Source organism: Acinetobacter junii CIP 64.5 (assembly GCF_000368765.1).
Lineage (GTDB): Bacteria > Pseudomonadota > Gammaproteobacteria > Pseudomonadales > Moraxellaceae > Acinetobacter > Acinetobacter junii.
Genome location: NZ_KB849655.1, coordinates 423,550 through 446,787 on the forward strand (window position 1 = coordinate 423,550; position 23,238 = coordinate 446,787).

Consider the following 23,238-nt stretch of genomic DNA (forward strand, 5'->3'; position numbering starts at 1 on the left):
ATAAACAAAACAGAACGGTTTGTCTAATTTGTATAGCTATCGTTATTCTTTGTTGAAATATAGTTTCTAATAAGTCTTTTGGTATCTATAACCACAATTTAGCAGACTAAATTCTGATAATTGAATTTTAAACTAGTAATAACAATAAAAAAGCCCTAGCAATCTAGGGCATTTTTAATTCAATTTTTCTTAAACGAAACGAATAGGTTTAAATTCAGGCTCATTCTTAGGATGATCATCATCACATTCCTCACCTTCTTCTTTTGTACCACGATCGATATAACCGCTACGCTGTTCTTCAGGTAAATTTTCCATTTCCCAAGCGTATACAGCTTGCATACAAATCTCGCGCTGCTCTTTAGTCAATGCAATACCATTTGGCCATTTACCAATTTCAACAGCTGTTTTAAGACGCTCAACGATTTCAGGATTTAAAATAGCGAGCATTTGTTCAATATTCATGATTCATCCTGTTGAAAAGATTCAAAATCTTGATTCCAACCCAGTTTAGTACGGCAAGCCATATAAAAATCATAACCAGGTGGATGTAATAAGCTTAGTTTAAACGGATGTTTACGAATATGCACTGTGTCGCCAACATTTAATGCCACACTGTGTTGTCCATCTGCGCTCACCATCGGTAATACGCGATTTTCTCGTATCGTAATTTTAACTTCACTGTGCCCACCAACGACGATTGGTCTTGATGAAAGCGTATGTGGGTGCATCGGAACTAAAGCGATCGCATCCATGCTCGGATGTAAAATAGGTCCACCACCAGATAAAGCATATGCTGTTGAACCTGTTGGCGTTGAAACAATTAAACCATCACTATGTTGTCGATAAACATACTGACCATCGATGCTCAGCTCAAAATCAATCATATGAACTGATTTTCCTGAGTGCAAAACTACATCATTTAATGCAATTGCATCATAAATCGTTTCATTGTTAGTTCTTACCTCCATTTCTAATAAGAAACGGCGATCTAACTGAAAATGTCCTTGCAAAACTTGATCAAGTTTAAAAATTGCTTCAGCAGGTTTGATATCGGTTAAAAATCCTAATCGACCTCGGTTAATCCCAATCACTGGTGTGTTGTAACGAACTAAAGCACGTGCTGCATGGAGTAAAGAACCATCCCCTCCTACAACAATCACAAGATCTACAACTTCACCAAGTAAATTTCGGCTAACCGTTTGTCCATGACTATACGGAACGAGTTGTGCAGTTTCTTGGTCGAATACAGGGTTTAAACCTAAAGTGATCAAATGATCATGGATTAAACATAACGTTTCTACAACAGAATACTTGTCTGGTCGCCCAATTAGACCAATATTTCGAAAGGATTTATGTGAAATTTGCACGAATAATTCAGCTCCGTCGCGATTCCTGCCTATCATATCATTAACAGTGCAAATTTCGTTGATGATTGATTAAAAAGTATAAAAATGTATATCCGTTGTTTTTTTATACGAATAATGTCAACACTTTCTTAAAGTTTTTATTTCATGTTGCTATTTATTGACAGTTTTATGATTGCAAATTGCTTATAAGCTATCGCATCATTACCCTCATTGTTTTGGTTTTATCGCAAATCTATGAAGTGTGAACGTGGTATCGGTTTTCTAGCACTAATTTTTTCAATTTTAGTGATCGGTGTATTTATTGCTTTTAGTATCTATTTGATCCGTTTAGATAATATTATCCGCAATAAGTTTGAGGGGCAGCGTTGGGATATTCCTGCCAAAGTATTTGCTCGTCCTTTAGAAATCTATGCGAACGCGCCGATTACTCAAGAGAATTTTACTCAAGAGTTGAAACTCTTGGGCTATAAAAACACTTCTAATTACGATAAATCTGGAAGCTATGTTATTCAAGGTAATCAAATGTATGTCCACACTCGTGGTTTTGATTACGGTGATACAACTGAACCAGAGCAAGTGCTTGAAGTTGCATTTATCGACGGTCAAGTGAGTGAAATTAGATCAACTAAACCATCAAATACGGGTGTTGCTCGTTTAGAGCCTTTATTGATTGGTGGTATTTACCCTCAGCATAATGAAGATCGCGTACTCATAAAATTGAATAAAGTACCGAAACCGTTGATCGAAGCACTCATTTCAACAGAGGATCGAAATTTTTATCAACATCATGGTGTCTCGATTCGTGGTACAGCTCGTGCTTTAGTGAGTAACGCAACTGGCGGAAAACGACAAGGTGGTTCAACACTAACACAACAATTGGTCAAGAACTTCTACCTTTCTCCTGAAAAAACGCTCAAAAGGAAAGTAAATGAAGCGTTAATGGCTTTATTGATTGAACTTCATTACAGCAAAGATGAAATTCTTGAAGCGTATCTAAATGAAGTTAATCTTGGACAAAATGGCAACTACTCAATTAATGGTTACGGTTTAGCTTCACAATTTTATTTTGGTTTACCATTACGTGAACTTAATATTTCTCAGCAAGCATTCCTAGTAGGCTTGGTTCAAGGTCCATCATTATACAATCCTTGGCGCAATCCAGAATCAGCTAAAAAACGTCGTGACATCGTATTAAATAACATGTTGGTCATGGGCTATTTAACAGAAGCTGAATATCAAGATGAAATTGCACGTCCTTTAAATGTTGTAAGTAAACCAACTTTAGGCCCTGCTAAATTCCCAGATTTTCTTGATATTGTTCGTCGCCAACTACGCACAGAATATCAAGAAAATGATATTACCAATCAAGGCTTAAAAATCTTTACGACACTTGATCCAATAGCTCAAACTCAAGTTCAAAGTGCTTTTAAAAGCTCTGTAGAACGCTTAGCAGGTAGCAACCCTTCTCGTTTAAAGAACCTTCAAGGTGCTGTTCTTGTTGCCCATCCTGAAAATGGTGAGTTAATCGCAGCTGTTGGTTCTACTCAAGATTTTACTGGATTTAACCGCGCACTTGATGCTAAACGTCAGGTTGGGTCATTACTCAAACCAATTATCTATTTGAATGCAATAGAATCTGGTCGCTACACATGGGCTACCCCTATTGAAGATACTGCTGTCAATATCCCTATTGATGGAGATAAAAGTTGGACGCCTAAAAACTATAGTGGTGGCGAACATGGCGTAGTACCAATGCAACAGGCATTAGCAAATTCATACAACTTATCTACAGTACGTCTTGCCAATGAGTTTGGCTTATCAACCTTTAGTAATAAATTAAAGCAATTTGGAGTAACTTCAGACATTCCAGCTTATCCTTCAATCTATCTAGGTGCAGTCAATATGTCACCGATGGAGGTATTAAGTATTTATGGAAACTTCGCTACTGGTGGTTTCAAATATCCACCTCGCACAATACGCACTGTTGTTGATGCTAAAGGTCGTTTATTAGAACGATATGGTCTAAACGTACAACAAACGATTGACCCTGCTGCGGCATATATTTTGAATTATGGTTTACAACAAGTAATGCGTTCAGGTACAGGTCGTTCAGCATATAGCAGTTTACCTGAGTCTCTAAATTTAGCTGGTAAGTCAGGCACAACAAATGATACGCGTGACTCTTGGTTCGCAGGATATTCTGGTAATCATGTTGCGGTAGTTTGGTTAGGTTTAGACGACAACAAAATAACAGGTTTAACAGGTTCATCAGGCGCTTTACCTGTTTGGACGAATGTCATGAAGCAACTTCGCCAAGAACCCGTGAATTTACGTCAAACAGATAATGTTCAATGGCAATGGATTGATAGTGCTAGCGGTGATTTATCTGCTCAAGGTTGTGATGGTGCAATGTATATTCCTTTGCTTCGCCAAACAGTTCCCCGTCGAGCTACTACTTGTGGTTTATCGCACTATGAAGTTGAACCGACTTACAACCCATCGACTGAAGACAATCAAGGCAATGAAAGCGATGGTATTAGTAACTACATTCGAGAAAGTGAAACAGAAATGGACAATGATTTATCAAATCACTCCTCTACAAGAATTATTTCTAGCGGTAGCTACAACGGCGAGAATTAAACTCAAAGGAATGATTTGAAATGATGAAAAAAGTAACATTACTTACTGCTATGTTAGTTATGGGTGGCTGTACCCTAACACCTGAAAAGAGCACTTCAAAACCGACGAATCAGCCACCAACCACCACAACTCAAAAGAAGAAGGTTACACCACCTTCTTCGGGTGTAAAAATTACACCTTATGAGCAAAAAGAAATAAAACGTAAAAATGTGGAGGTTGTTGTACCACAACAAAAAGTACAGCAGAAATTTAATGACGGGAGTCAGTTACCTGCATTTAGAACATTAATGCAGAAGACTCAAGCGGCATATAAACAGAAGCAACTCGCTGAAGCTGAACGATATGCTTTGCAGGCTCAGCGTATTGCACCTCAAGCGTCTGAAACTTACCTTTATCTAGCCTTAATTGCAGATCAACGCAAACAGTATGCAAATGCTGAAGCTTTAGCACGTCGTGGGTTAAGTTATGCACAAAGCAACTCAATGAAAAAACAACTCTGGATGATCGTACTTAAAGCCAGCGAAGCACGAAATCATCCTGTCAAAGCTCAAGAAGCACGTCGAGCAATTCAAGCTCTTTAATTGGTTAAATTGAACTGAATTGTCGTATTCCAGCAAGCCCATAAGCATTGTGTTTTTGGGCTTGTTCTAAATCTGCTGGCGCAACGCCTCCTAGAGCAAAAACTGGAATATCACTATTTTGAGCTAATGCTGCAAATCCGTCCCAACCAAGTACTTTGCTATTTGGATGAGTTGCTGTCGGATTTACAGGGCTTAAAAAAATCGCATCACACCCAATCTGATGCGCATGTTGTACTGAAACAGCATCATGGCAAGCAGCGATATAACGTTTAGCTACAACCAAATCACCCTTTTTCAGTTGCATTAACTGAGATTGTTTAAGGTGGACTGTTTTAATTTTTTCTTGCAACACTGTATTTAATTGTTGCCAAACATCCACATTAACAATCAGCTTCAATAATTGCTGTTCAGACAATTTAATTAATTGCTGTTGAAGTTTTTCAATGTCTTTAGTTTCTATACGTAAATACATTTGTGAATTAGTTTTCGGTAATTCATCAACTTGATCACTAATTTTGATCAAGTGAGACCAGATCAATCGCTCTATAATCGTTGAATTTGCTTTTGGAAAGTTTAAGTCCGCAAGTTGATCTCTACTAAACCAAGACCATGGTTGATGGATTAAACTTAAAAGCTCATCAGGAACATACGTATGGAATAGATGTAAAGTAACAATAATATCTTCATATTCATGTCGAATAACATCGAACTGATGCCACTCCTTTAATCCGATTCCTACCTCCTCATAGACCTCTCTGCGGCAAGCTTGCTCAGGTGTTTCACCTTCCTCAATTTTCCCACCAGGAAATTCATGCTTATTACCTTGATGTTGGTTTGCTTGTCGCCATCCAACTAGCACTTTAGATTTATGTAATAGAATTGCGATTGCAACATCAACAGTAGCTTTTGCCATAACCATCTAAAATCCTTGATATTTTAAAATTCATTCTAATGAGTTTGTAACCCAATTCACATGTCAAAGAATAAATAATTTGATCATTTTGTAAAATAATGAAATTTGCATTGACAGGCCTATTCGATAATGATTATCATTTAAAACATTAAAAAACACACCACGGAGCATAACAAATGAACGCACCTTTTAATCTTTTTACTCGCAGTACAGATTCAGCTCAATCTTTGCCAATGTTACATTCAAACAACTTGTTTGCCTTAGGACGTGAAATTCGTATCATGCATGCAGGTGAAGAGTATCGCCTACGCCTTACTCGTAACAATCGATTAATTTTAACTAAATAAGATTAATAGAAGAATAAACGTATAAGAACAATAAACGTGGGAATAGCAGTATGTCAGCGCGTACTGCTCTTTTTGTTCGTTAAATAGTTTTAGGCAATTGTATTTGTACCTTTAATCCACCAATTGATGATTGTGCAAAAGTGATCCTACCACGATGAAGTTCTATTATTTTTTTACAAATTGATAACCCTAAACCTGAACCTTGTGTTTTCGTTCCCAACACCCTAAAGAATCGCTCACCTAAACGTTCTAACACTTCTGTATCGAGTCCAGCACCTTGATTTTCGATTGTTAAATTAATGTAATCTGAATCATCATCGAGTTTTATATGAATTAGATGATTCACTTCTGAATATCGAATTGCATTATCTAAAATATTTCGCAGGCAGGTATAAATTAATTGTTCATTAGCAAAAATATCTAACTTCTTATCACTTAAGATATTTTGATAAACAATTTCCAAATTTTTTGTTTCGATCGCAGTTGAAAAGTCAGATAAAAGAAGTTTCACCATCTCATTTAAATCAAAATATGTCTTTGGCAAATGTTCTGGATGTTCAGGATCTAAACGCGCGAGTAAAAGTAAATTTTCCAGTGTTTGAATTCCACGAGAGACATCTAATTGCATGCTATCTAGCTCTTTTGCACGTTCTGGATATTTTCGTTGTAATAATTGTAGGCGCAACTGAATCGCAGAGAGCGGTGATCTTAGCTCATGGGAAGCATCAGCAGTAAAGCGTTGTTCTGCTTTTAATGAATTATCTAAACGTTTAAGCAAATAATTCAATTGAGCTAAGATTGGTTGTAATTCTTTCACCTCAAATTCAGCAAACTTAATGGGACTTAAGTCTTCTGCATTTTTTGCTGAAATTTGCTTAGAAAGTTGATGTACTACTTTAAACTGTCGCTTAATTAAAAAATATAAGATCATCCATTGTAATGACCACACCATAAGCAGAATCAAAAAGTAAGCTGCAAAACTATGCAATAACTCCTCGAATCTTTCCTCTAACGGTTGTATCACCAATACATTCATATTTGCTTGATGATCTTTCGCAACATAACTCCGCCACAATTGATGATTCTGCCAAAAGAATCCGTACTGATGATGATCATTAGGAAAAATGTGAGGTTCTTGATCTAATGGAAAACCTTCTGATTGTGTTAAAACAAGTTGTGAATTTTTCAATCTGTATTGAATATCAAATTGTTCACTTAACTCATCAATTTGCTTCCCTGAGCTGGTGGTTAGGTCAGAAAGAAGCAGCATATCTGATATCTCATCCATGATTTCATCTTGCACATGCATGGTTTGGTAAACAGAGACAATTACAAATATGAGTAGCGCTAAGCTGCCTACCATGACTGAGCTGATTAAAGAGGTCTTAATTAATTGATTTTGCAATGAGACGGTTTTCATTGGTTCAACCCAAGTTCATTCTGTAACCTAAACCACGAATAGTTTTGATTAGTTGGCTACCAATTTTTTTTCGAATTTGATATATGAAGACCTCTATCGCATTACTCTCAATCTCCTCTCCCCAAGCATATAATGATTCTTCGAGTTGCTCACGGGTGACAATATGATTTGGATTTTGCATTAACTTATATAAAATTTGAAACTCTTTAGCAGTTAAATTTACCGTTTCACCTGCTTTCAAAACGGTCTTCGCATTAGGATCGAGTTTTAAATCAGCAAAACAAAGATATGCTCCTTTCTGCTTCTGAGATTGTCTTAGTTGTGCGCGGATTCTTGCAGAAAGTTCCTCTAAGTTAAAAGGCTTAACTAAATAGTCGTTTGCTCCTAAATCTAATCCCTCCACACGATCATGAATATGGTCCTTTGCAGTGATAAAAATCACTGGAATCAACAAATGTTGTTCACGAATACGCTTCAGAATGTCATCACCTGATGCATTAGGTAAACCTCTGTCCAGCAAAATACAATCATAGTGATGCTGTTTTACTGCCAAGATAGCGTGGTCGCCTCGTTCAACCCAATCAACACTATAACCATCCATTTCCAGCCAGTCTTTAATACTTTCAGCCTGAGAAGCATCATCTTCTGCTAATAAAATTCGCATAATAAGGTTCTCATAATGAATGATTACAATCTATGATGCCTTGAAAAGATCAAACTAGCAAAAAGCCACATGATTTCTCATATGGCTTGTTTAATTCAATCAGTTAAAACTGCACTTGATCGACATCAACTTCAACACGTTTCATAGGCTTATAATCGATATCAATCTCACCGATCAAAGTCACAGGAGTTTTAGCAGATACTGGTTTACCTTTCCATAAATCATCATCAATATCGACAGTCATAGAACCTGTTTGGTCACTAAACTGGTATTTTTCATCACCGGTTGCTTTCACAATATAACCTTTAAGCATAACAGGTGAATCATCTTTAAGTGTCAAAGCTTGTTTAACTGATGTCGTTTGTGTTGGTGCTAAAGCCTGTTGATTAACTGCACCCGTGTTCGCTAAAGCAAATGTTGTTGTAGCAACTAAGCCTGAAATTACAGCAGTTTTAGAGAACATATTCATCTATTTACCCTTGTTTATGTATTCACTTTTGATAAAGCTATTTAAACAAAGCTAGATGAGGTGAATCTTAAGATTTCTATTTTGCTTAACTCAATGGTACGACACGGAGTACTTCTTCCAAAGTTGTTACGCCTTCAATCACTTTACGTGCACCTGCAATTCTCAAAGGTTCAACACCCTCTTTTTTTGCCTGTACTTTTAAATCATTCAAAGTTCCATGTGCACTAATCAAAGATTTGAGTTCTAGACTCACTGGCATAAACTCATAAATTCCTACACGACCTTTGTAACCTGTATGACGACAGGTTTCACATCCAACCGCCTTATACATCGTTTCAGGCATTTCCATAATGTAATCAAAAGTCAGGTGTTCCCACTCTTGTTCATTCATTGAGGTTTCTTGTTTACATTGCGGACATAAACGACGGACCAAGCGTTGCGCCAACACACCAAGAATGGTTGCAGCTGTTAAAAATGGTTGAACACCCAAATCATGCAGACGAGTTAAACTTGAAGGTGCATCATTGGTATGTAAAGTTGATAATACCAAATGTCCTGTGAGTGCGGCTTGAATTGCCATATTTGCAGTATCGTGATCACGAATCTCACCCACCATGATGATATCAGGATCTTGACGCATCAAAGCTCGTACACCATCTGCGAATCCCAATTCAATCGTTGGATTAACCTGCATTTGGTTAAAACTTGGCTCCAACATTTCGATTGGATCTTCAATCGTACATACATTCACTTGTTCAGTAGCTAACTGCTTCAATGAGGAATATAAAGTTGTGGTTTTACCAGAGCCTGTTGGACCTGTTACTAAAATAATCCCATGACTATGTTGCGTTAATTGCTGCCAACTATGTAACAAATGTCCTTCGAATCCCAGTTGTTGAAAACTTCTAACCAAGACCTCAGGATCAAAAATACGCATTACCAACTTTTCACCAAATGCTGTAGGCAAAGTTGATAAACGTAACTCTGTTTCTTGTCCTTTAGGTGTTCGTGTTTTCAAACGACCATCTTGTGGTTTACGTTTTTCAGCGACATTCATTCGACCAAGAATTTTAATCCGTGAAATCACGGCTGTGAGAGTATTTGCAGGCATATTATAAATTGTATGTAATACACCATCGATACGAAAACGTACCTTACCCTTTTCCTTGCGAGGTTCTAGATGGATATCGCTAGCACCTTGCTCGAAAGCAAATTGCAACACCCAATCCACCAATTTAACAATGTGCTGATCATTAGCATCAGGATTTTGGGTATCACCAAGCTGTAATAGAGCTTCAACACCCTTATTATCTCGATCGAAAGGACTAGAGTTTTGAGAGGAATTTACAGCTCGACTGACTTGATAATACTCAACCAAATAGCGACGAAGCTGTTCAGGATTGAGGAGAACGGGTTCAACTTTTTTAGGGCTGAGGCTCCTCTCTAAATTATTTTTCCACTCCAAAGAAAATGGTTGATCCGTACCAATCAGAATACGATCTGCGTGTACTTCAACGGCAAGAATATGGTTCCGTACAGCAAACTCCTGCGACATAACCCCAGTTAAAACTGCTACATCAGCTTTTAATGGATCAATAACAAATAAAGGAACTTGAGACTTTTCAGCCAACCATAGACATAAGCGATTTAGTGTTAAGGTTTGCCCAGCATTTAGCTGGTCTTTTAAATTAAAGTTTGCTATCCATTGAAGAGGATGCCATTTCAATTGTTCTTTTTGGCGATGTGTAGTTTGTACCAATAATTTATCACGCTCATTAATTCTTCCGTCTTTTTGTAATTGTTCTAAACACCAAAAAATATCGATTTCAAAGTTAAACGTCATTGTTATACCCCAACTAATATCTATAATATAACAGAGAACCAGCAGAATCTGTCAGATCATTTTGTAGATTCCAACTCAGTAAATACGCCTTGAAAACATAGACATAAGTTCAATAATTTGACTATAAACTTTGTAAAATTGTGATATAAGTTTTAGAAACTATTAAATATTTGAAATGTTTCATCCTTCCATATCAATGCTGCATGATGAACATATAACAACAGAGATAAACTATGGCTGAACTCATGAATTATTCGATACAAAATACATCATTCAGCCAACTTATGATGATTTTTGCAGTGTCTTTGGGCTGTGGATTATTGATTGGTTTAGAACGTGAACGCAGTAAAAGTAGACATAAAACTAAAACATTTGCAGGTTTTCGAACTTTTGCAATCACCTCACTTTTAGGTACGTTGTGTTTTTTATTTAACTTAGAAATTGGAATCACGGGGGCAATTCTAGTCGGTGCAATTAGTATTGCGTCGCTACGTAATCAACAAGATGATCCAGGGGTTACAACAGAACTTGCCTTTATCATGACCTATTTTATAGGTGCAGTATGTATTTGGAATATCAATTTAGCGGCAGGTCTTGCTGTCACTTTGACCATACTGCTCTTTGCCAAAGAAACATTACATGGATTGGCTAATCAATGGATTAGCGAGACTGAATTAAGGGATGGTGTTTTATTACTGGCACTTATTCTTATTGGATTACCTTTAGCACCTGATAAAGCGTATTGGGGACCCGTTTTAAATCCTTATACGATTCTCAAGTTACTCAGCTTGATTTTATTGGTTCAAGCGTTAGCTCATTTTGCCAAACGCTTGTTATCTTCTAGAAATGCGATCGTTTTTTCCTCCTTAGCTTCAGGCTTTGTATCAAGTACTGCAACTGTCGCAAACTTAGGTATGGAAGTTCGTAATAATCATGCCGACCCTAAAATCAATGCAGGTGCTGCGCTGATGTCTTGCGTTGCAACTTTAGTTCAAATGCTGATTATCGTCGCTAGTATCAGCATGGCATGGTTAGAGCTTCTTTTAATACCTAGTTTAATTTCGACCTTATTACTATTTGCATGGTCTATTTATCTGTTGCGTAAATCTACTAAAAATGAGCTAAGTCAAAAAACTGATGAAAGTCGTATGTTTAGTTTTAAAAATGCGATTGTCATTACAGTAGCATTATCCACCATACAAGCAGCCGTCTATGGCTTAAATTTATGGTTAGGTAATAGCGGACTTATTATTGGAACATTCATCGCCTCTTTATTTGAAATTCATGCGGCAATTGCCGCAATAGTCGTCCAAGGCGATCCAAATACGGCTCAGGCAACACCATTGCTAATTGCTTTAATGGTTGGTCTATGTGCCCACGCGATGTCAAAAAGTATTAATGCTGGGCTTACAGGCGGTTATAAATACGCACTTGCATTCGTTCCAGCACAGATTCTTCATATGGCTATTTTAGTTATTTTAGTTTGGGTATCCCGCTGATAAATATAATAGTAAAAGCTGACATTAAAGTTTGACAATTTCGATGGTATTCGCTATAACTTTGAAATTTACATCGAATTGGGAAAACTTCATTTTATAAATCCGTTCAGCATCCTCATGATATGCAGGTCTTGGGTCTAAAGCCAATACTTGCTCCATTTCATTAAATATGCGAATAGGTATTTGGTCTTTTTGGATAAATTGTTGTCGTTGATGCAATGCCATCTCACTCCAAATAACTTGCTTACGCTGAGGCTCTTCTTGAGCATATCCACTTAATGCATTTGCAATAGAATCCGAATATTGAATATAAGGTTTAATGTCTACAATCGGCGTACCATCTAGCAAATCAGCACCTGTAACATAAATTCGAACACGATTTGATAACTTTTCAATACGCAAGAATTGCACTACAGATAGTCCAATCGGAGATGGTCTGTACATACTTCTTGTGGCAAAAACACCAATTTTTTGATTACCACCTAATCTAGGTGGTCGAACTTGTGCTCGAAATTTATGTCCAGCATCAGTGTTGTTTGCTTGATGCTTATTGTCATGGAACTGCCAAAGTAGCCATAAATGACTAAATTCATCTATCCCTTCAAAAGCCAATATATCGTTATAAGGCTCGATCATTTCGAGATATGACTCCACCTGAACCAAATTTGGTTGTCGTGGAATGCCAAATTTTTCACAATAAGGTGAATGCATATAACCAATGATCGGAATTGTAACAACGGGATTCATCACTTTTTCTTATAAAGACAATTAAATATATTCAGTTTATAGAGAATGATTTTAGATTAGAATAGCAATCTGTTTCTTTTAACTGTGATCGAGACCTTTAATGGCTGCTTTTAACGTTGAACGCATTACTCATGTTCACCACTGGAATGACACGCTTTTCAGTTTTAAAACTACACGCGACACAAGCTTACGTTTTAAAAATGGTCAGTTTGTGATGATCGGACTTGAAGTGAATGGTAAGCCTTTAATGCGTGCTTATTCGATTGCGAGTGCGAATTATGAAGAAGAATTAGAATTCTTCTCGATTAAAGTACCTGATGGTCCTTTAACTTCTATTTTACAAAAAGTTCAGGTTGGTGACGAAATCCTTATTTCAAAAAAACCAACAGGTACTTTAGTACATGATGATTTATTGCCTGGTAAAAATTTATACCTTTTATCTTCTGGTACTGGTTTAGCACCTTTCCTTTCACTTATTCGTGATCCTGAAACTTATGAAAAGTTTGAGAAAGTGATCGTTGTACACGGTACACGTTATATTTCTGAACTTGCATATCAAGATTTGATTCTTAATGAGCTTCCAAATCATGAATTTTTCGAAGAGCTAGGAATCAAAGATAAACTCGTATATTACCCTACAGTTACACGTGAACCATTCCATACACAAGGTCGTGTGACTACTGCTATTGAAACAGGTCAATTATTTGAAAAAATTGGTTTGCCACGTTTCAATCGTGAAACTGACCGTGCAATGTTATGTGGTAGCCCTGCTTTCTTGAAAGATGTAGCTGCACTTTTAGATGAACATGGTCTCGTTGAATCACCACGTATGGGTGTAATGGGTGATTATGTAATCGAACGTGCTTTCGTAGAAAAATAATACCTATGCATTAATAAAAAAGCCGAGGAAGATATCCCCGGCTTTTTTATTATTAAATCTTATTAATAGCTTATTTAGTGATCTTTAATAATATTATTTAGAGCAATAAAACTATTTATTAAGCAGCTTCTAAAGAAATTAATCGCTCAATATAATACCAACACTCTTCAATTTGAACATGATCTTGATTTACCTTTGCAAGTGTCGTCATCCCATCAAGAATATTGATATACATCGTAGTTAACACATGAGGTTGAAATACTTTTGCCTTTTCAAATAGATCTTCAACTAAATTCATTAACCAATTTCTATAGTCGACAATTGGACCAATAATAGATGGGTATTGTTGTAAAATTTCCAATGAAGCCTTTTGAAACATACAACCATGGAAATCATCCGAGTTAAACCATGACACATGCCAAAAATATACTGCTTTAATTTTTCCTAAATAATTACCCTCATCAATCTGATTTAATTGTTGCTCAATCGCTTGCTGAATGCTTTTATTTCTTCTAGATAAACACTCTTCGATTAGACTCTCTTTAGATGGGAAATACTTGTAGAAAGTCATCTTAGCGACGCCTGACTCACTGATAATTCGATCAATCCCTATAGAACTATAGTTATGACGGTTAAATAAATTCAGTGCCGTTGTAATAATATCTTCTTTTTTTGACATTTTATTATCCTTTAGAATTTTATCAAAAAACTTAATGTATTATTTAGACATAGTAAATGCTGGATAATTCTGGCTACTATGCTTATTCATATTATTTTAAGAGCATTATCGAAAATATGGAAACTTTTCTTAAACAACTCATGATTAAGTTAAGCAAAAAAGTAGGAATACACAAGATAATTTGTAAAAAAATTTTTCTTATAAATAAAACAGTCATTATTGTGTGCATTAAATCACTTTTTTACAATAATAAATTAGCTATTTAAGTACATCTCTTAATTTTCAAAAACGAGAATCAATTGCTTTCAAAAAAAAATCGTCTTATATTTTATTAATCCAATAAAAAGATTTTTGGTTGAACTAAAAGATATATTTATAAGCGACCAAAAGAAATCGGCAATATATAATTGGAAAAAGCAATAATATTAATTCATTGAGTAGAAGACTATGCCAAAAAAATTTGAAGATTTTGATAACCCAAGACAGAAAGCTATAGACGGAATGAAAAATAGTATTTCTGAGGATTTATGGAGTAAAAACGTACAGTTTCTCAAAACTTTGCGCGAAGAGATTTCACAACATCCTGTGTCTAAACACCCTGCAATTCAGCTATTAAATGATGGCTCAATTGATAAAGAAACCTTAAAGCATATTCATCTAGAATACCGACATGCCATAGTGCAAGTATTTACAGATGCTTTATTGATGGCTCAATTCCAAACCAAACAACTCGAACCTCGCCTGAAATCAGGTTCAAAGATGTATGCCCGCTTCTTACTCAACCTCAATGTCTTAGATGAGTATGGCTATCGTCCGGCCTTAGATATCAATGGATACTATGCTGGTAATCCTGATTATGCACATTATCCTTTATTTGAAGATGTACTCGATGATTTCGAATTAACACAAGCAGAGCGCAACAATTATCAGCCCTCGATTATTGCTCAACAAGTGAAGAACTATCTTGAATATGCTTTCGATCGTTATGAAGCCGTAACAGCGTTATTGGCTGTTGCAGAAGAAGAAGTTATTCTTTTTAGTCCTGCCTTGCGTCAAGCAACTAAAGCTGTAGGCTTTAATGTAGATAGTGGTTACTACTATGTACATGGTGTTTCACAAGATGAAACTGCTGAAGCTGCTGACGATGACCATGAAGATGATCTCTGGTTTGTTCTAGCTCAAGCCTGTGTAGAATCTGACTATCCTTATATCCGACAAATTTGTTTAGAATATTGTGATTTATGGCAACAATTCTGGGATGAACAAATTGCAACTTATCAATTTGAATCGTTTAGAAAACTTGCATAATTTTCTTCTTAATAATAAGGTCATCTCCAAATCAAGGATTAAGATGACCTTAAAATTTTCGTTCGATTAATCAATACTGATGTAAATAAGATCAACTGCTAAAAACTTTCGCCAATCATAGTGAGCTTGAAGCGAATCTTTTTAGTGTTTCTGAATGATTCTGCCTTTTAACAGCGAAGTTTACATAAGCTGTCAAACTTGTAGCCAATTGCGTTACAATTCAAGTTTTATTACCTTTCAATCCAATGTTTGCACACTTCGATTTCAATCTTCTAGTTTTGCTGATCTTATTAGGATTTGGTGTTTTCAGTCAAAATACGGCTGTTATGATTGCAACAGCTGTACTAATCATAGTGAAAATCACTCCGCTCAATCAGCTTTTTCCTTACATTCAGCAACATGGTTTAAACATCGGAATTATCGTATTAACCATTGGTGTTCTTTCCCCAATCGCAAGTGGAAAACTCAGTGGTGAAAGTATTTTAAAATCATTCCTAAGTTACAAATCTCTTTTGGCTATTGCTGTTGGCATATTCGTGGCGTGGTTAGGTGGGCGAGGTGTGAAATTGATGAGTCACCAACCAGACGTTGTAGCAGGATTATTGATTGGAACAGTCGCGGGTGTTGCATTATTACGTGGAGTACCTGTTGGTCCCCTAATTGCAGCAGGCATATTATCGATATTGATTGGTAAGAGCTAATATCTCAAACCAATCAGATAACCTGCCGTTATAAATGTACCAAATCTATAACACAGACTTTAAAACGATCAAATTAACGTTCGTAATACATCACACGCTTTTGTGAGAATTTTTCTAATTGCTTTAAAAAGCCTTCAAAATAGCTTTTCTCTTTTTCGTCAGTACGATAACCCGCATAGAGCGTTCTTCTCAAACCTTTTGGTGAAACACAATCTAAGCGACGACTCACCACCCATCCTTTTTGCTCATATTCATTCACAACCCAATCAGGCAAAGCTGCAATACCGCGCCCACTCGCTACCAGTTGAATTAACATCTGAGTCAAATCAGTAGTCCGAATGTGTTTTGGCAAAATATTCGCGGGTAAAAACAGATGAGCCATAATATCCAAACGATGCTTATCGACTGGATAGGTAATCAAAGTCTCTTCTGCCAGATCTTGAACGGTAATATGTTCTGCTCTCACCAAATGATGTGTATTTGATAAAACTAGACGTGATTCATACTCAAAGATTGGAAAGTATTCTATACCCTTTAGCGCAATTGGATCTGCCGTGATCAGTAAGTCAAATTCAGCGTTTTGAAGAAGTTCATGCGGGTTTGACTCAAAACCTGCAGCAAAGTCTAAATCTACGTCAGGATATTGTTGACGATATTGATTTAACAAAGGCATGAGCCAATCAAAACAGCTATGACATTCAGAAGAAAAAATTATGCGACCTGTTTGCCCATGTACGATTCGAGTGATATCCGTCTGTGCAATTTGAACTTGTGGTAACACATCATCAGCCAATTTGAGGAGACGCTCACCCACATTAGAAAAACTCACAGGACGGCTACGTCGATTGACAACTTCTACACCATACCAATGGTCTAATTCTTTTAACTGATGAGAAATAGCAGATGGAGTGAGACATAAATCTGCCGCTGCGGCAACTAAAGAGCCATGCTCTCTTAAAGCGAGTAGTGTTTTTAAATGTCTAAGCTCTAACACAGCACCAACCATTATTGAATTTATTTCATCTTAGCACAAAATTAATGAGTTAACCTCACTATATATTTCTGCTATTCCAAATGTCTAAAAAACGACTTACATCATATACATCATGTGTCAAATTCATGTGAACACACGACACTATTTCTTTGAATCAACAAATGCCTTGAGTTCATTTACGTTCCTTTTCACATTTTTGCAACTATCTTGAATATAATAGTAGCGTCACTTTTTCCTTAACATGTTATGTTATCTCCCTCAGAATTGAATCAAACAAAACAATATTCCTTATTTCTTGTAATTTTCTCCTTGGCTATTGGTAGTTTCTGTATTGGTACTACTGAATTTGTCGTAATGGGTCTTATTCAAGAAATTGCAACTGATCTTCATGTCAGTGTCCCACATGCAGGTTATTTCATCAGTGCTTATGCATTAGGTGTTATGGTTGGTGCTCCTATCATTGCGATCTTAGGTGCTAAAGTGCCTAGAAAAACTTTATTATTATCACTAATGCTGTTTTATGGTCTCGCAAATGCTGCCACTGCATTTGCCACGTCTTCAGATACAATGCTTATTTCTCGATTTATTGCAGGATTTCCTCACGGCGCATACTTTGGTGTAGCAGCATTAGTCGCGGCTGAGTTAGCAGGTAAATATCGTCGTGCAACAGCGATTGCACAAGTTATGATGGGCTTAACCATTGCGAATGTGATCGGTGTTCCTAGCGCCACTTGGTTAGGACAACAGTTTGGTTGGAAGGCAGGATTTGAATTTTCTGCGACAATCGCTTTCATTACACTGATAGGCGTAAGTTTATTTGTACCCAATATTCCTTTGCAAAAAACAGCTAGCATTAAAGCTGAATTAGCTGGGCTAAAAAACATTAATATGTGGCTGACTTTGGCAGTTGGAGCAATTGGTTTTGGTGGCATGTTCTCTGTATATAGCTATGTGTCTCCTATACTGACTGAATATACACATGCAGATATCAGCATTGTGCCAATCGCTTTAGCAATATGGGGAACAGGCATGGTCATCGGAGGCTTAGTAGCTGGTTGGTTGGCTGACAAAAGCCTATTCAAAACCATGATTGGTATTCTTATAAGTTCAGCATTGGCCTTTGTATTTGCAAGCTTTATGATGACAAATCTTTATACTGCCATCCTTGCTTTATTTTTAATTGGATTCACCGTAATTGGTTTAGGCGGTGCCTTACAAACACATTTGATGGATATTGCGGGTGATGCACAAACTTTAGCAGCATCTTTGAATCATTCAGCATTCAATTTGGCAAATGCCTTAGGTGCATTTCTAGGTGGATGGGTATTGAGTCACAATATGGGCTGGCTAGCACCAATATGGGTTGGCTTTGTTCTGAGTTTAGGCGGTTTGATTATTTTATTAATTGCCCTTGCCTACGCTAAATATTCAGCAAATAAACAGTCTGTTATTCTTCAATGACAGACTGACGAATTTTTTCGTTAGTGTACTAACTTATAAAACTGTCGGTCATGCCATTTAGACAATAAGAACAAAGCACTGACCGATCCTATCAAGGCGAAAAACATATCTGACTGGGTATCCCACTCATAACCTTGTGTTCCTAAAAACTCTTCTGCACCTTCACCAAGCGCAAGTGCTGCAGCCCATTCTATTAACTCATAACTAGCACTTATCGCAAGCACAATAGAAATGACAATAAAAATCAGCATTTTTCCATGCTTTAAGATGTCATTTCTCAGCAAAATTTCACGTGCTGCAATTGCTGGAACAAAACCTTGCATAAAATGCCCAATTTTATCGTAAGGATTTCGATCTAAACCAAACCATTCTGCCATTTCAAATCCCAATGGCACACGTGCATAGGTATACGTTCCACCAACAATCAATACCATGCAATGAATAAAAATTAATACATAGAGAAGATTAGTCAGAGGAAATCTTTTATAAGTGTGAATCAATAGTGGAACGACAATTAATACAGGTAATACTTCCATGAACCATGTACCACGGTCAAAAGGATCAATTCCCGAAATAATTAAACTCAAAACTAAAAAGAGCATCGCAAACAACAACACTAATTTTTGATTCATCGTCGCCTCTCAATTCTTTAATTTTTATAAGGACATTCTTCATGTCCATATTAATCTGTATTTAGATCGAAAAGAAAAATTTAAATGATTCAACAATCGGCGATACCACAGAGATAACCAATAATAATGCCATAGCTGTATTAAAATACTGAACCTTCTTCTGATCATTCACAATGCTTTGCAAGCGTTGTCCCATATAGGCCCAGATTCCAACACAAGGAATGCTAACCAATCCGAAAATCGCACCAATAAAAACAAACTCAGCTAAATGGCTATTTACAGAGCTATAGGTTGCAATCGCACCCAATGCCATAATCCAAGCCTTAGGATTAACCCACTGAAATAAGGCAGCCCCCATAAAACTTAATGGCTTTTCAGGCTTTTCTTCTCCATCTACTCGTCCTGCACCATAAATTTTATAAGCTAGATAAAGTAAATATACGATCCCAACTATTTTCAATATTTCATATATCAAAGGAGATTGTCCAAGTGTGGCTCCTATGCCGAACCCAACAAGCATAACCATCACACCAAAGCCAAATCCGATGCCTAAAATATGCGGAATACTTCGCTTAAATCCAAAATTCAAACCTGATGCTGCCAACATAATTTTATTGGGTCCAGGTGTTATAGACGTGACAATCGAATAAACAACAAAAGAAAAAAAGGTCAGTAAACTCATATACAAAATCAAAACAATTGTTCAAATTTACACTTACTATAACAGCCAATTAAGTCAGTTTATTTCAAACAATAAAACTTTTTATTCTGGTAGCTTTTCGCCGCAATAAGGACAATAGTGTTTCTTTGAGTTTTGTTGCTCTTGTTCTTCTAAAACATGCTCTCGCAAAAGTTGGATAATAATTTCATGCATTTGCTCTTTGGGTAATCCTACTCGCTGTCTTAACTTTTCTAATTCGATCGTATTGTGAACTACCTCAAAACCATGCGCTTGAACAAGCTCACGGAACTCTTGTTCCAGACGCTGATTTCGTTGATTGAGTTCATTAGCCAAACCAGAAGCCAAAATACCCGCAGGTAAAGCTGCAATCCCCACACCTAAAATCGTAATAATTGCACCTAAAAACTTACCCATATTTGTGATAGGCGTAACATCACCATACCCTACTGTTGTAAGCGTAACGACTGCCCACCACATCGCGTGAGGAATTGAACTAAATGCTTCAGGCTGTGCTTTGTTTTCGACTACATAAATACCAGAGGCAGCCATCACGATAAGAATCACTAAGATAAAAATGACAGCTTGGAATGATCCTTTTTCACGCTTGATGACCCTGAGTAAAATCTGTAATGACACAAAATAGCGGGTTAATTTAAGTAATCTCAACAAGCGTAAGATTCGCAGCACGCGTAAATCAATTGGCACGAAGAAATTAAGATAAGCAGGTAAGATTGCAACCAAGTCGATAATAGCTCCCCCGCTACGCATCCATTTCAAACGCTGTTGGCTTGCTGGAAGACTAGGTTCCTTTTCAACAATACTCCAAAGTCTTAGTACGTACTCGATGGAAAATAGTGCGATTGATATATTTTCAAACATATCAAAATAGACTTGGTACGCCAAATACAGTTCAGTGATTGACTCCAAAATAACTGCCGCAACGTTTCCAACGATTAAAAAAATCAAAAAATAGTTTACGCACAAACTAAAGGTGCTTTGATGATCATCATTTTGTAAATTGTTATAAACAAAAAGTCTTAACCGTTTTATTGAAAGCTTTGCCATACCATACTTATAGTTATCTCAACCAAGACAAAAATGTATCATGTTGATCAAGCACTGGATACGTTATTTGAGCATTTCCTGAATTATTTCGGTAAATCACATTGCTAAGAATAAAAAAATAACTTTGCAGCAACAGTAGTTTGCTTGCTTATAAATTATCATTTAATCAAGTTCATATCTCAAAAATGATTTGAACCTATCACTTTTATAAAAACAAATTCCATCTTACACATGAACAGAACGAGAAATTTATATGGGCTTTAAACCTATTCCCACTTTGATTTCAATTGGTATCGCTTTAATCATATGGTTCATTATTCCTGTGCCGTCAGGTGTTAGCCCTCAGGCATGGCATCTGCTCGCTATGTTTATCGGTGTAATTGCCGCTATTATCGGTAAAGCTATGCCGATCGGGGCTATTGCAATACTTGCTATCAGTTTGGTTGCCGTTACAGGTGTCACTAGCAACAATCCCAGTGATGCTATAAAAGACGCTTTGAGTAGTTTTGCTAATCCGCTCATTTGGCTGATCGGTATTTCTATCATGATCTCCAAAGGATTGCAGAAAACTGGATTAGGTGTTCGCTTAGGCTATTTATTTATCGCTGTTTGGGGCAAAAAGACCATCGGTATCGGATACAGTATGGTACTGTCTGAATTGATCCTTGCTCCTGTAACGCCAAGTAATACAGCACGCGGTGGAGGAATTATCCATCCGATTGTACGTGCAATTTCTACCAGTTATGACTCTGATCCAGCCAAAGGCACTGAGGGTCGTATGGGGAAATTTTTATCTCTCGTCAATTATCAAGCCAATCCGATTACCTCAGCAATGTTTATAACAGCAACCGCCCCAAACCCATTGGTGGTTGATCTTGTTGCTAAAGCGACAAATAGTGAAATTTCATTGAGCTGGAGCACTTGGGCAATTGCAATGTTACTCCCTGGTTTAGTTGCATTGATCGTCATGCCATTGATCATGTACTGGATGTACCCCCCCCCTGAAGTGAAGGAAACTCCTAATGCAGCTCAATTTGCAAAAACAAAACTCAAAGAAATGGGTGCAGTGAGTAAAGATGAAATCATTATGCTTGGTGTTTTCGGAATATTATTGCTGTTGTGGGCAGGTATTCCTGCCGTGATCTTGGGTTCAGCTTGGGCTGTTGATCCAACTACCACAGCATTTATTGGTTTGACTTTGTTATTGCTCACTGGTGTTTTAACTTGGGAAGATATCCTGACACAAAAAAGTGCGTGGGATACCATCACTTGGTTCGCAGCTTTAGTGATGATGGCGAGTTATTTAAATAAGCTCGGGTTAATCACTTGGTTTTCAGGTGTCTTGGAAAATAGTATCGGTTCATTAGGTCTAGGCTGGATGCCTGCGTGTCTATTGTTAATGCTCGCCTATTTGTATGCGCACTATATGTTTGCAAGCACCACAGCTCATATCACAGCCATGTTTGCAGCATTTTATACAGCTGGACTCGCATTGGGTGCGCCACCGATGCTATTTGCCTTAATGATGGCAGCCGCTTCCAGTATCATGATGACCTTAACCCATTATGCAACAGGTACATCGCCTGTGGTATTTGGTTCGGGTTACACCACACTGGGTGAATGGTGGAAAGCTGGTTTTGTAATGAGTGTCGTCAATATCATCATCTTTGTGGTGATTGGCGGACTTTGGTGGAAAGTGTTGGGTTATTGGTGATTTAAAATTGAAGAGCATTCTATACAAATAGGAATGTTCCTCTAAACTTAAATGCCCAAATGTAGAACATATAAACTATTATTAGAATCAATGACCTTCTGTATAAGCTCTGACAATATTTCAAATTGTTGTATTACTACACGCTTTTGCATAATGATTTTTTCATAACCAGCTGTTTCTCGTAAAATACGATCAACATTCTCATTTGGATCAATCACATCATCATATACTTGAACAAAAGTATATATGCCTGTTAACGTTAAAACATTCGGCGATAACTTTAAAATATTGACTAGACTAGAAAATAAAATTAAAGCTTCTGTAGCTCCCTCAACATCCATAATAGTCATCGCATGATAATCAAGTCCATATATTCTTTTTTTTAATAAAGGACTATAGGTTGGTAACCATTTTAGATAATCCATAAAATATAGAATTAAATCATCATGGATTGAAACATCGAAAGAAATACCCCCAATAAGATCACAACAGTCATCGTAAGAGAATTCATTTTTATTCAATAAAACAAAATCATGTGTAAGTGTCACTTTATCTACCTAATATTTGCTATATAATTATATGGGTCTTTTTTCCATTTTACTTGATATAAAATAAATTAAAAAATTCAATTT

Annotated in this window: 23 protein-coding genes; 9 read left to right on the top strand and 14 right to left on the bottom strand. The window is 36.8% G+C overall.

Features of this window, described 5'->3' with window-relative positions:
• Nucleotides 1-189 precede the first annotated feature (189 nt).
• Both F948_RS07755 and F948_RS07760 read right to left on the bottom strand, forming a co-directional pair.
• Nucleotides 190-462 (bottom strand): YeaC family protein, encoded by a 273-nt coding sequence (locus tag F948_RS07755; protein ID WP_004962308.1) that lies wholly within the window; start codon nt 460-462, stop codon nt 190-192.
• Nucleotides 459-1,367 carry an NAD(+) kinase gene (locus F948_RS07760; protein ID WP_005402512.1) on the bottom strand — a complete coding sequence of 303 codons (909 nt, stop codon included), beginning with the start codon at nt 1,365-1,367 and terminating at the stop codon, nt 459-461. Before F948_RS07760 ends, F948_RS07755 begins: the two co-directional genes overlap by 4 nt.
• A 234-nt stretch (nt 1,368-1,601) precedes the next feature.
• On the opposite strand from F948_RS07760, the gene mrcB reads away from it, so the two are divergent.
• Together mrcB and F948_RS07770 are read left to right on the top strand one after the other, a co-directional pair.
• Nucleotides 1,602-4,007 carry a penicillin-binding protein 1B gene (gene mrcB, locus F948_RS07765; RefSeq protein ID WP_004962310.1) on the top strand — a complete coding sequence of 802 codons (2,406 nt, stop codon included), beginning with the start codon at nt 1,602-1,604 and terminating at the stop codon, nt 4,005-4,007.
• A 20-nt stretch (nt 4,008-4,027) separates the two neighbouring features.
• Entirely contained in the window at nt 4,028-4,588 is a 561-nt protein-coding gene (locus F948_RS07770) for a tetratricopeptide repeat protein (RefSeq protein WP_004962313.1), read from the top strand.
• A 4-nt stretch (nt 4,589-4,592) separates the two neighbouring features.
• Here F948_RS07770 and F948_RS07775 read toward each other — a convergent pair whose 3' ends face one another.
• On the bottom strand, nt 4,593-5,501 hold the full coding sequence (locus F948_RS07775) for a thiamine phosphate synthase (protein ID WP_026057431.1): 909 nt from the start codon (nt 5,499-5,501) through the stop codon (nt 4,593-4,595).
• A gap of 176 nt (nt 5,502-5,677) precedes the next feature.
• Here F948_RS07775 and hemP point away from each other — a divergent pair, with 176 nt between their 5' ends.
• Nucleotides 5,678-5,848, top strand: a complete 171-nt coding sequence (gene hemP, locus F948_RS07780) for a hemin uptake protein HemP (protein ID WP_004638676.1) — start codon at nt 5,678-5,680, stop codon at nt 5,846-5,848.
• Nucleotides 5,849-5,927: 79 nt separating this feature from the next.
• Here the strand turns inward: hemP and F948_RS07785 are convergent, their stop codons facing one another.
• The 4 genes from F948_RS07785 to F948_RS07800 form a co-directional block, all read right to left on the bottom strand.
• The gene (locus F948_RS07785; protein WP_004962320.1) at nt 5,928-7,268 is read right to left on the bottom strand and encodes a sensor histidine kinase; all 1,341 of its coding nucleotides are present in this window, start codon (nt 7,266-7,268) and stop codon (nt 5,928-5,930) included.
• Nucleotides 7,269-7,272: 4 nt separating this feature from the next.
• Nucleotides 7,273-7,932 carry a response regulator transcription factor gene (locus F948_RS07790; protein WP_004953989.1) on the bottom strand — a complete coding sequence of 220 codons (660 nt, stop codon included), beginning with the start codon at nt 7,930-7,932 and terminating at the stop codon, nt 7,273-7,275.
• A gap of 103 nt (nt 7,933-8,035) precedes the next feature.
• Nucleotides 8,036-8,401, bottom strand: coding sequence for a NirD/YgiW/YdeI family stress tolerance protein (locus tag F948_RS07795; RefSeq protein WP_004962324.1), 366 nt, complete (start codon nt 8,399-8,401; stop codon nt 8,036-8,038).
• Between the two features lie 85 nt (nt 8,402-8,486).
• Nucleotides 8,487-10,244 carry a type IV pilus assembly ATPase TfpB gene (locus tag F948_RS07800; RefSeq protein WP_004962328.1) on the bottom strand — a complete coding sequence of 586 codons (1,758 nt, stop codon included), beginning with the start codon at nt 10,242-10,244 and terminating at the stop codon, nt 8,487-8,489.
• A gap of 233 nt (nt 10,245-10,477) precedes the next feature.
• On the opposite strand from F948_RS07800, the gene F948_RS07805 reads away from it, so the two are divergent.
• Nucleotides 10,478-11,743, top strand: a complete 1,266-nt coding sequence (locus F948_RS07805) for an MgtC/SapB family protein (protein ID WP_004962333.1) — start codon at nt 10,478-10,480, stop codon at nt 11,741-11,743.
• Between the two features lie 24 nt (nt 11,744-11,767).
• Here F948_RS07805 and tsaA read toward each other — a convergent pair whose 3' ends face one another.
• Nucleotides 11,768-12,490, bottom strand: a complete 723-nt coding sequence (gene tsaA / locus F948_RS07810) for a tRNA (N6-threonylcarbamoyladenosine(37)-N6)-methyltransferase TrmO (RefSeq protein WP_004962340.1) — start codon at nt 12,488-12,490, stop codon at nt 11,768-11,770.
• A 100-nt stretch (nt 12,491-12,590) separates the two neighbouring features.
• On the opposite strand from tsaA, the gene F948_RS07815 reads away from it, so the two are divergent.
• Nucleotides 12,591-13,370 (top strand): ferredoxin--NADP reductase, encoded by a 780-nt coding sequence (locus tag F948_RS07815; RefSeq protein WP_004911671.1) that lies wholly within the window; start codon nt 12,591-12,593, stop codon nt 13,368-13,370.
• Nucleotides 13,371-13,488: 118 nt separating this feature from the next.
• On the opposite strand, the gene F948_RS07820 is transcribed toward F948_RS07815, so the two are convergent.
• Nucleotides 13,489-14,049: a TetR/AcrR family transcriptional regulator gene (locus tag F948_RS07820; RefSeq protein WP_004962344.1), complete on the bottom strand. Its 561-nt coding sequence runs from the start codon at nt 14,047-14,049 to the stop codon at nt 13,489-13,491.
• A 447-nt stretch (nt 14,050-14,496) separates the two neighbouring features.
• Here F948_RS07820 and F948_RS07830 point away from each other — a divergent pair, with 447 nt between their 5' ends.
• Nucleotides 14,497-15,357, top strand: coding sequence for a heme oxygenase-like domain-containing protein (locus F948_RS07830; protein ID WP_004911677.1), 861 nt, complete (start codon nt 14,497-14,499; stop codon nt 15,355-15,357).
• A gap of 245 nt (nt 15,358-15,602) precedes the next feature.
• On the top strand, nt 15,603-16,058 hold the full coding sequence (locus F948_RS07835) for a DUF441 domain-containing protein (protein WP_004911679.1): 456 nt from the start codon (nt 15,603-15,605) through the stop codon (nt 16,056-16,058).
• A gap of 73 nt (nt 16,059-16,131) precedes the next feature.
• Here F948_RS07835 and F948_RS07840 read toward each other — a convergent pair whose 3' ends face one another.
• Complete coding sequence (locus F948_RS07840) at nt 16,132-17,052, bottom strand: LysR family transcriptional regulator (protein WP_005402501.1); 921 nt, start codon at nt 17,050-17,052, stop codon at nt 16,132-16,134.
• Between the two features lie 246 nt (nt 17,053-17,298).
• Here F948_RS07840 and F948_RS07845 point away from each other — a divergent pair, with 246 nt between their 5' ends.
• The gene (locus F948_RS07845) at nt 17,299-18,513 is read left to right on the top strand and encodes an MFS transporter (protein ID WP_004962352.1); all 1,215 of its coding nucleotides are present in this window, start codon (nt 17,299-17,301) and stop codon (nt 18,511-18,513) included.
• Nucleotides 18,514-18,533: 20 nt separating this feature from the next.
• On the opposite strand, the gene F948_RS07850 is transcribed toward F948_RS07845, so the two are convergent.
• From F948_RS07850 to F948_RS07860, 3 genes are all read right to left on the bottom strand, one after another.
• Entirely contained in the window at nt 18,534-19,145 is a 612-nt protein-coding gene (locus F948_RS07850; RefSeq protein WP_004962355.1) for a DUF2238 domain-containing protein, read from the bottom strand.
• Nucleotides 19,146-19,206: 61 nt separating this feature from the next.
• Entirely contained in the window at nt 19,207-19,827 is a 621-nt protein-coding gene (locus F948_RS07855; protein WP_004962359.1) for a LysE family translocator, read from the bottom strand.
• Nucleotides 19,828-19,908: 81 nt separating this feature from the next.
• Nucleotides 19,909-20,892 (bottom strand): ion transporter, encoded by a 984-nt coding sequence (locus F948_RS07860; protein ID WP_004962361.1) that lies wholly within the window; start codon nt 20,890-20,892, stop codon nt 19,909-19,911.
• A 253-nt stretch (nt 20,893-21,145) separates the two neighbouring features.
• Between F948_RS07860 and F948_RS07865 the strand changes: the two genes are divergently transcribed.
• Nucleotides 21,146-22,606, top strand: a complete 1,461-nt coding sequence (locus tag F948_RS07865; protein ID WP_004962363.1) for a DASS family sodium-coupled anion symporter — start codon at nt 21,146-21,148, stop codon at nt 22,604-22,606.
• A 47-nt stretch (nt 22,607-22,653) separates the two neighbouring features.
• Here F948_RS07865 and F948_RS07870 read toward each other — a convergent pair whose 3' ends face one another.
• The gene (locus F948_RS07870) at nt 22,654-23,154 is read right to left on the bottom strand and encodes a hypothetical protein (RefSeq protein ID WP_004962366.1); all 501 of its coding nucleotides are present in this window, start codon (nt 23,152-23,154) and stop codon (nt 22,654-22,656) included.
• Nucleotides 23,155-23,238: the final 84 nt, after the last annotated feature.

What these genes read in the sequence shown, in the direction of transcription:
- F948_RS07850 (WP_004962355.1), bottom strand. Translation starts at nt 19,145, where the DNA reads ATGAATCAAAAATTAGTGTTGTTGTTTGCGATGCTCTTTTTAGTTTTG.
- mrcB (WP_004962310.1), top strand. Translation starts at nt 1,602, where the DNA reads ATGAAGTGTGAACGTGGTATCGGTTTTCTAGCACTAATTTTTTCAATT.
- F948_RS07845 (WP_004962352.1), top strand. Translation starts at nt 17,299, where the DNA reads ATGTTATCTCCCTCAGAATTGAATCAAACAAAACAATATTCCTTATTT.
- F948_RS07775 (WP_026057431.1), bottom strand. Translation starts at nt 5,501, where the DNA reads ATGGCAAAAGCTACTGTTGATGTTGCAATCGCAATTCTATTACATAAA.
- F948_RS07785 (WP_004962320.1), bottom strand. Translation starts at nt 7,268, where the DNA reads ATGAAAACCGTCTCATTGCAAAATCAATTAATTAAGACCTCTTTAATC.
- tsaA (WP_004962340.1), bottom strand. Translation starts at nt 12,490, where the DNA reads ATGAATCCCGTTGTTACAATTCCGATCATTGGTTATATGCATTCACCT.
- hemP (WP_004638676.1), top strand. Translation starts at nt 5,678, where the DNA reads ATGAACGCACCTTTTAATCTTTTTACTCGCAGTACAGATTCAGCTCAA.
- F948_RS07855 (WP_004962359.1), bottom strand. Translation starts at nt 19,827, where the DNA reads ATGAGTTTACTGACCTTTTTTTCTTTTGTTGTTTATTCGATTGTCACG.
- F948_RS07820 (WP_004962344.1), bottom strand. Translation starts at nt 14,049, where the DNA reads ATGTCAAAAAAAGAAGATATTATTACAACGGCACTGAATTTATTTAAC.
- F948_RS07755 (WP_004962308.1), bottom strand. Translation starts at nt 462, where the DNA reads ATGAATATTGAACAAATGCTCGCTATTTTAAATCCTGAAATCGTTGAG.
- F948_RS07815 (WP_004911671.1), top strand. Translation starts at nt 12,591, where the DNA reads ATGGCTGCTTTTAACGTTGAACGCATTACTCATGTTCACCACTGGAAT.
- F948_RS07790 (WP_004953989.1), bottom strand. Translation starts at nt 7,932, where the DNA reads ATGCGAATTTTATTAGCAGAAGATGATGCTTCTCAGGCTGAAAGTATT.
- F948_RS07830 (WP_004911677.1), top strand. Translation starts at nt 14,497, where the DNA reads ATGCCAAAAAAATTTGAAGATTTTGATAACCCAAGACAGAAAGCTATA.
- F948_RS07770 (WP_004962313.1), top strand. Translation starts at nt 4,028, where the DNA reads ATGATGAAAAAAGTAACATTACTTACTGCTATGTTAGTTATGGGTGGC.
- F948_RS07800 (WP_004962328.1), bottom strand. Translation starts at nt 10,244, where the DNA reads ATGACGTTTAACTTTGAAATCGATATTTTTTGGTGTTTAGAACAATTA.
- F948_RS07860 (WP_004962361.1), bottom strand. Translation starts at nt 20,892, where the DNA reads ATGGCAAAGCTTTCAATAAAACGGTTAAGACTTTTTGTTTATAACAAT.
- F948_RS07835 (WP_004911679.1), top strand. Translation starts at nt 15,603, where the DNA reads ATGTTTGCACACTTCGATTTCAATCTTCTAGTTTTGCTGATCTTATTA.
- F948_RS07805 (WP_004962333.1), top strand. Translation starts at nt 10,478, where the DNA reads ATGGCTGAACTCATGAATTATTCGATACAAAATACATCATTCAGCCAA.
- F948_RS07795 (WP_004962324.1), bottom strand. Translation starts at nt 8,401, where the DNA reads ATGAATATGTTCTCTAAAACTGCTGTAATTTCAGGCTTAGTTGCTACA.
- F948_RS07865 (WP_004962363.1), top strand. Translation starts at nt 21,146, where the DNA reads ATGGGCTTTAAACCTATTCCCACTTTGATTTCAATTGGTATCGCTTTA.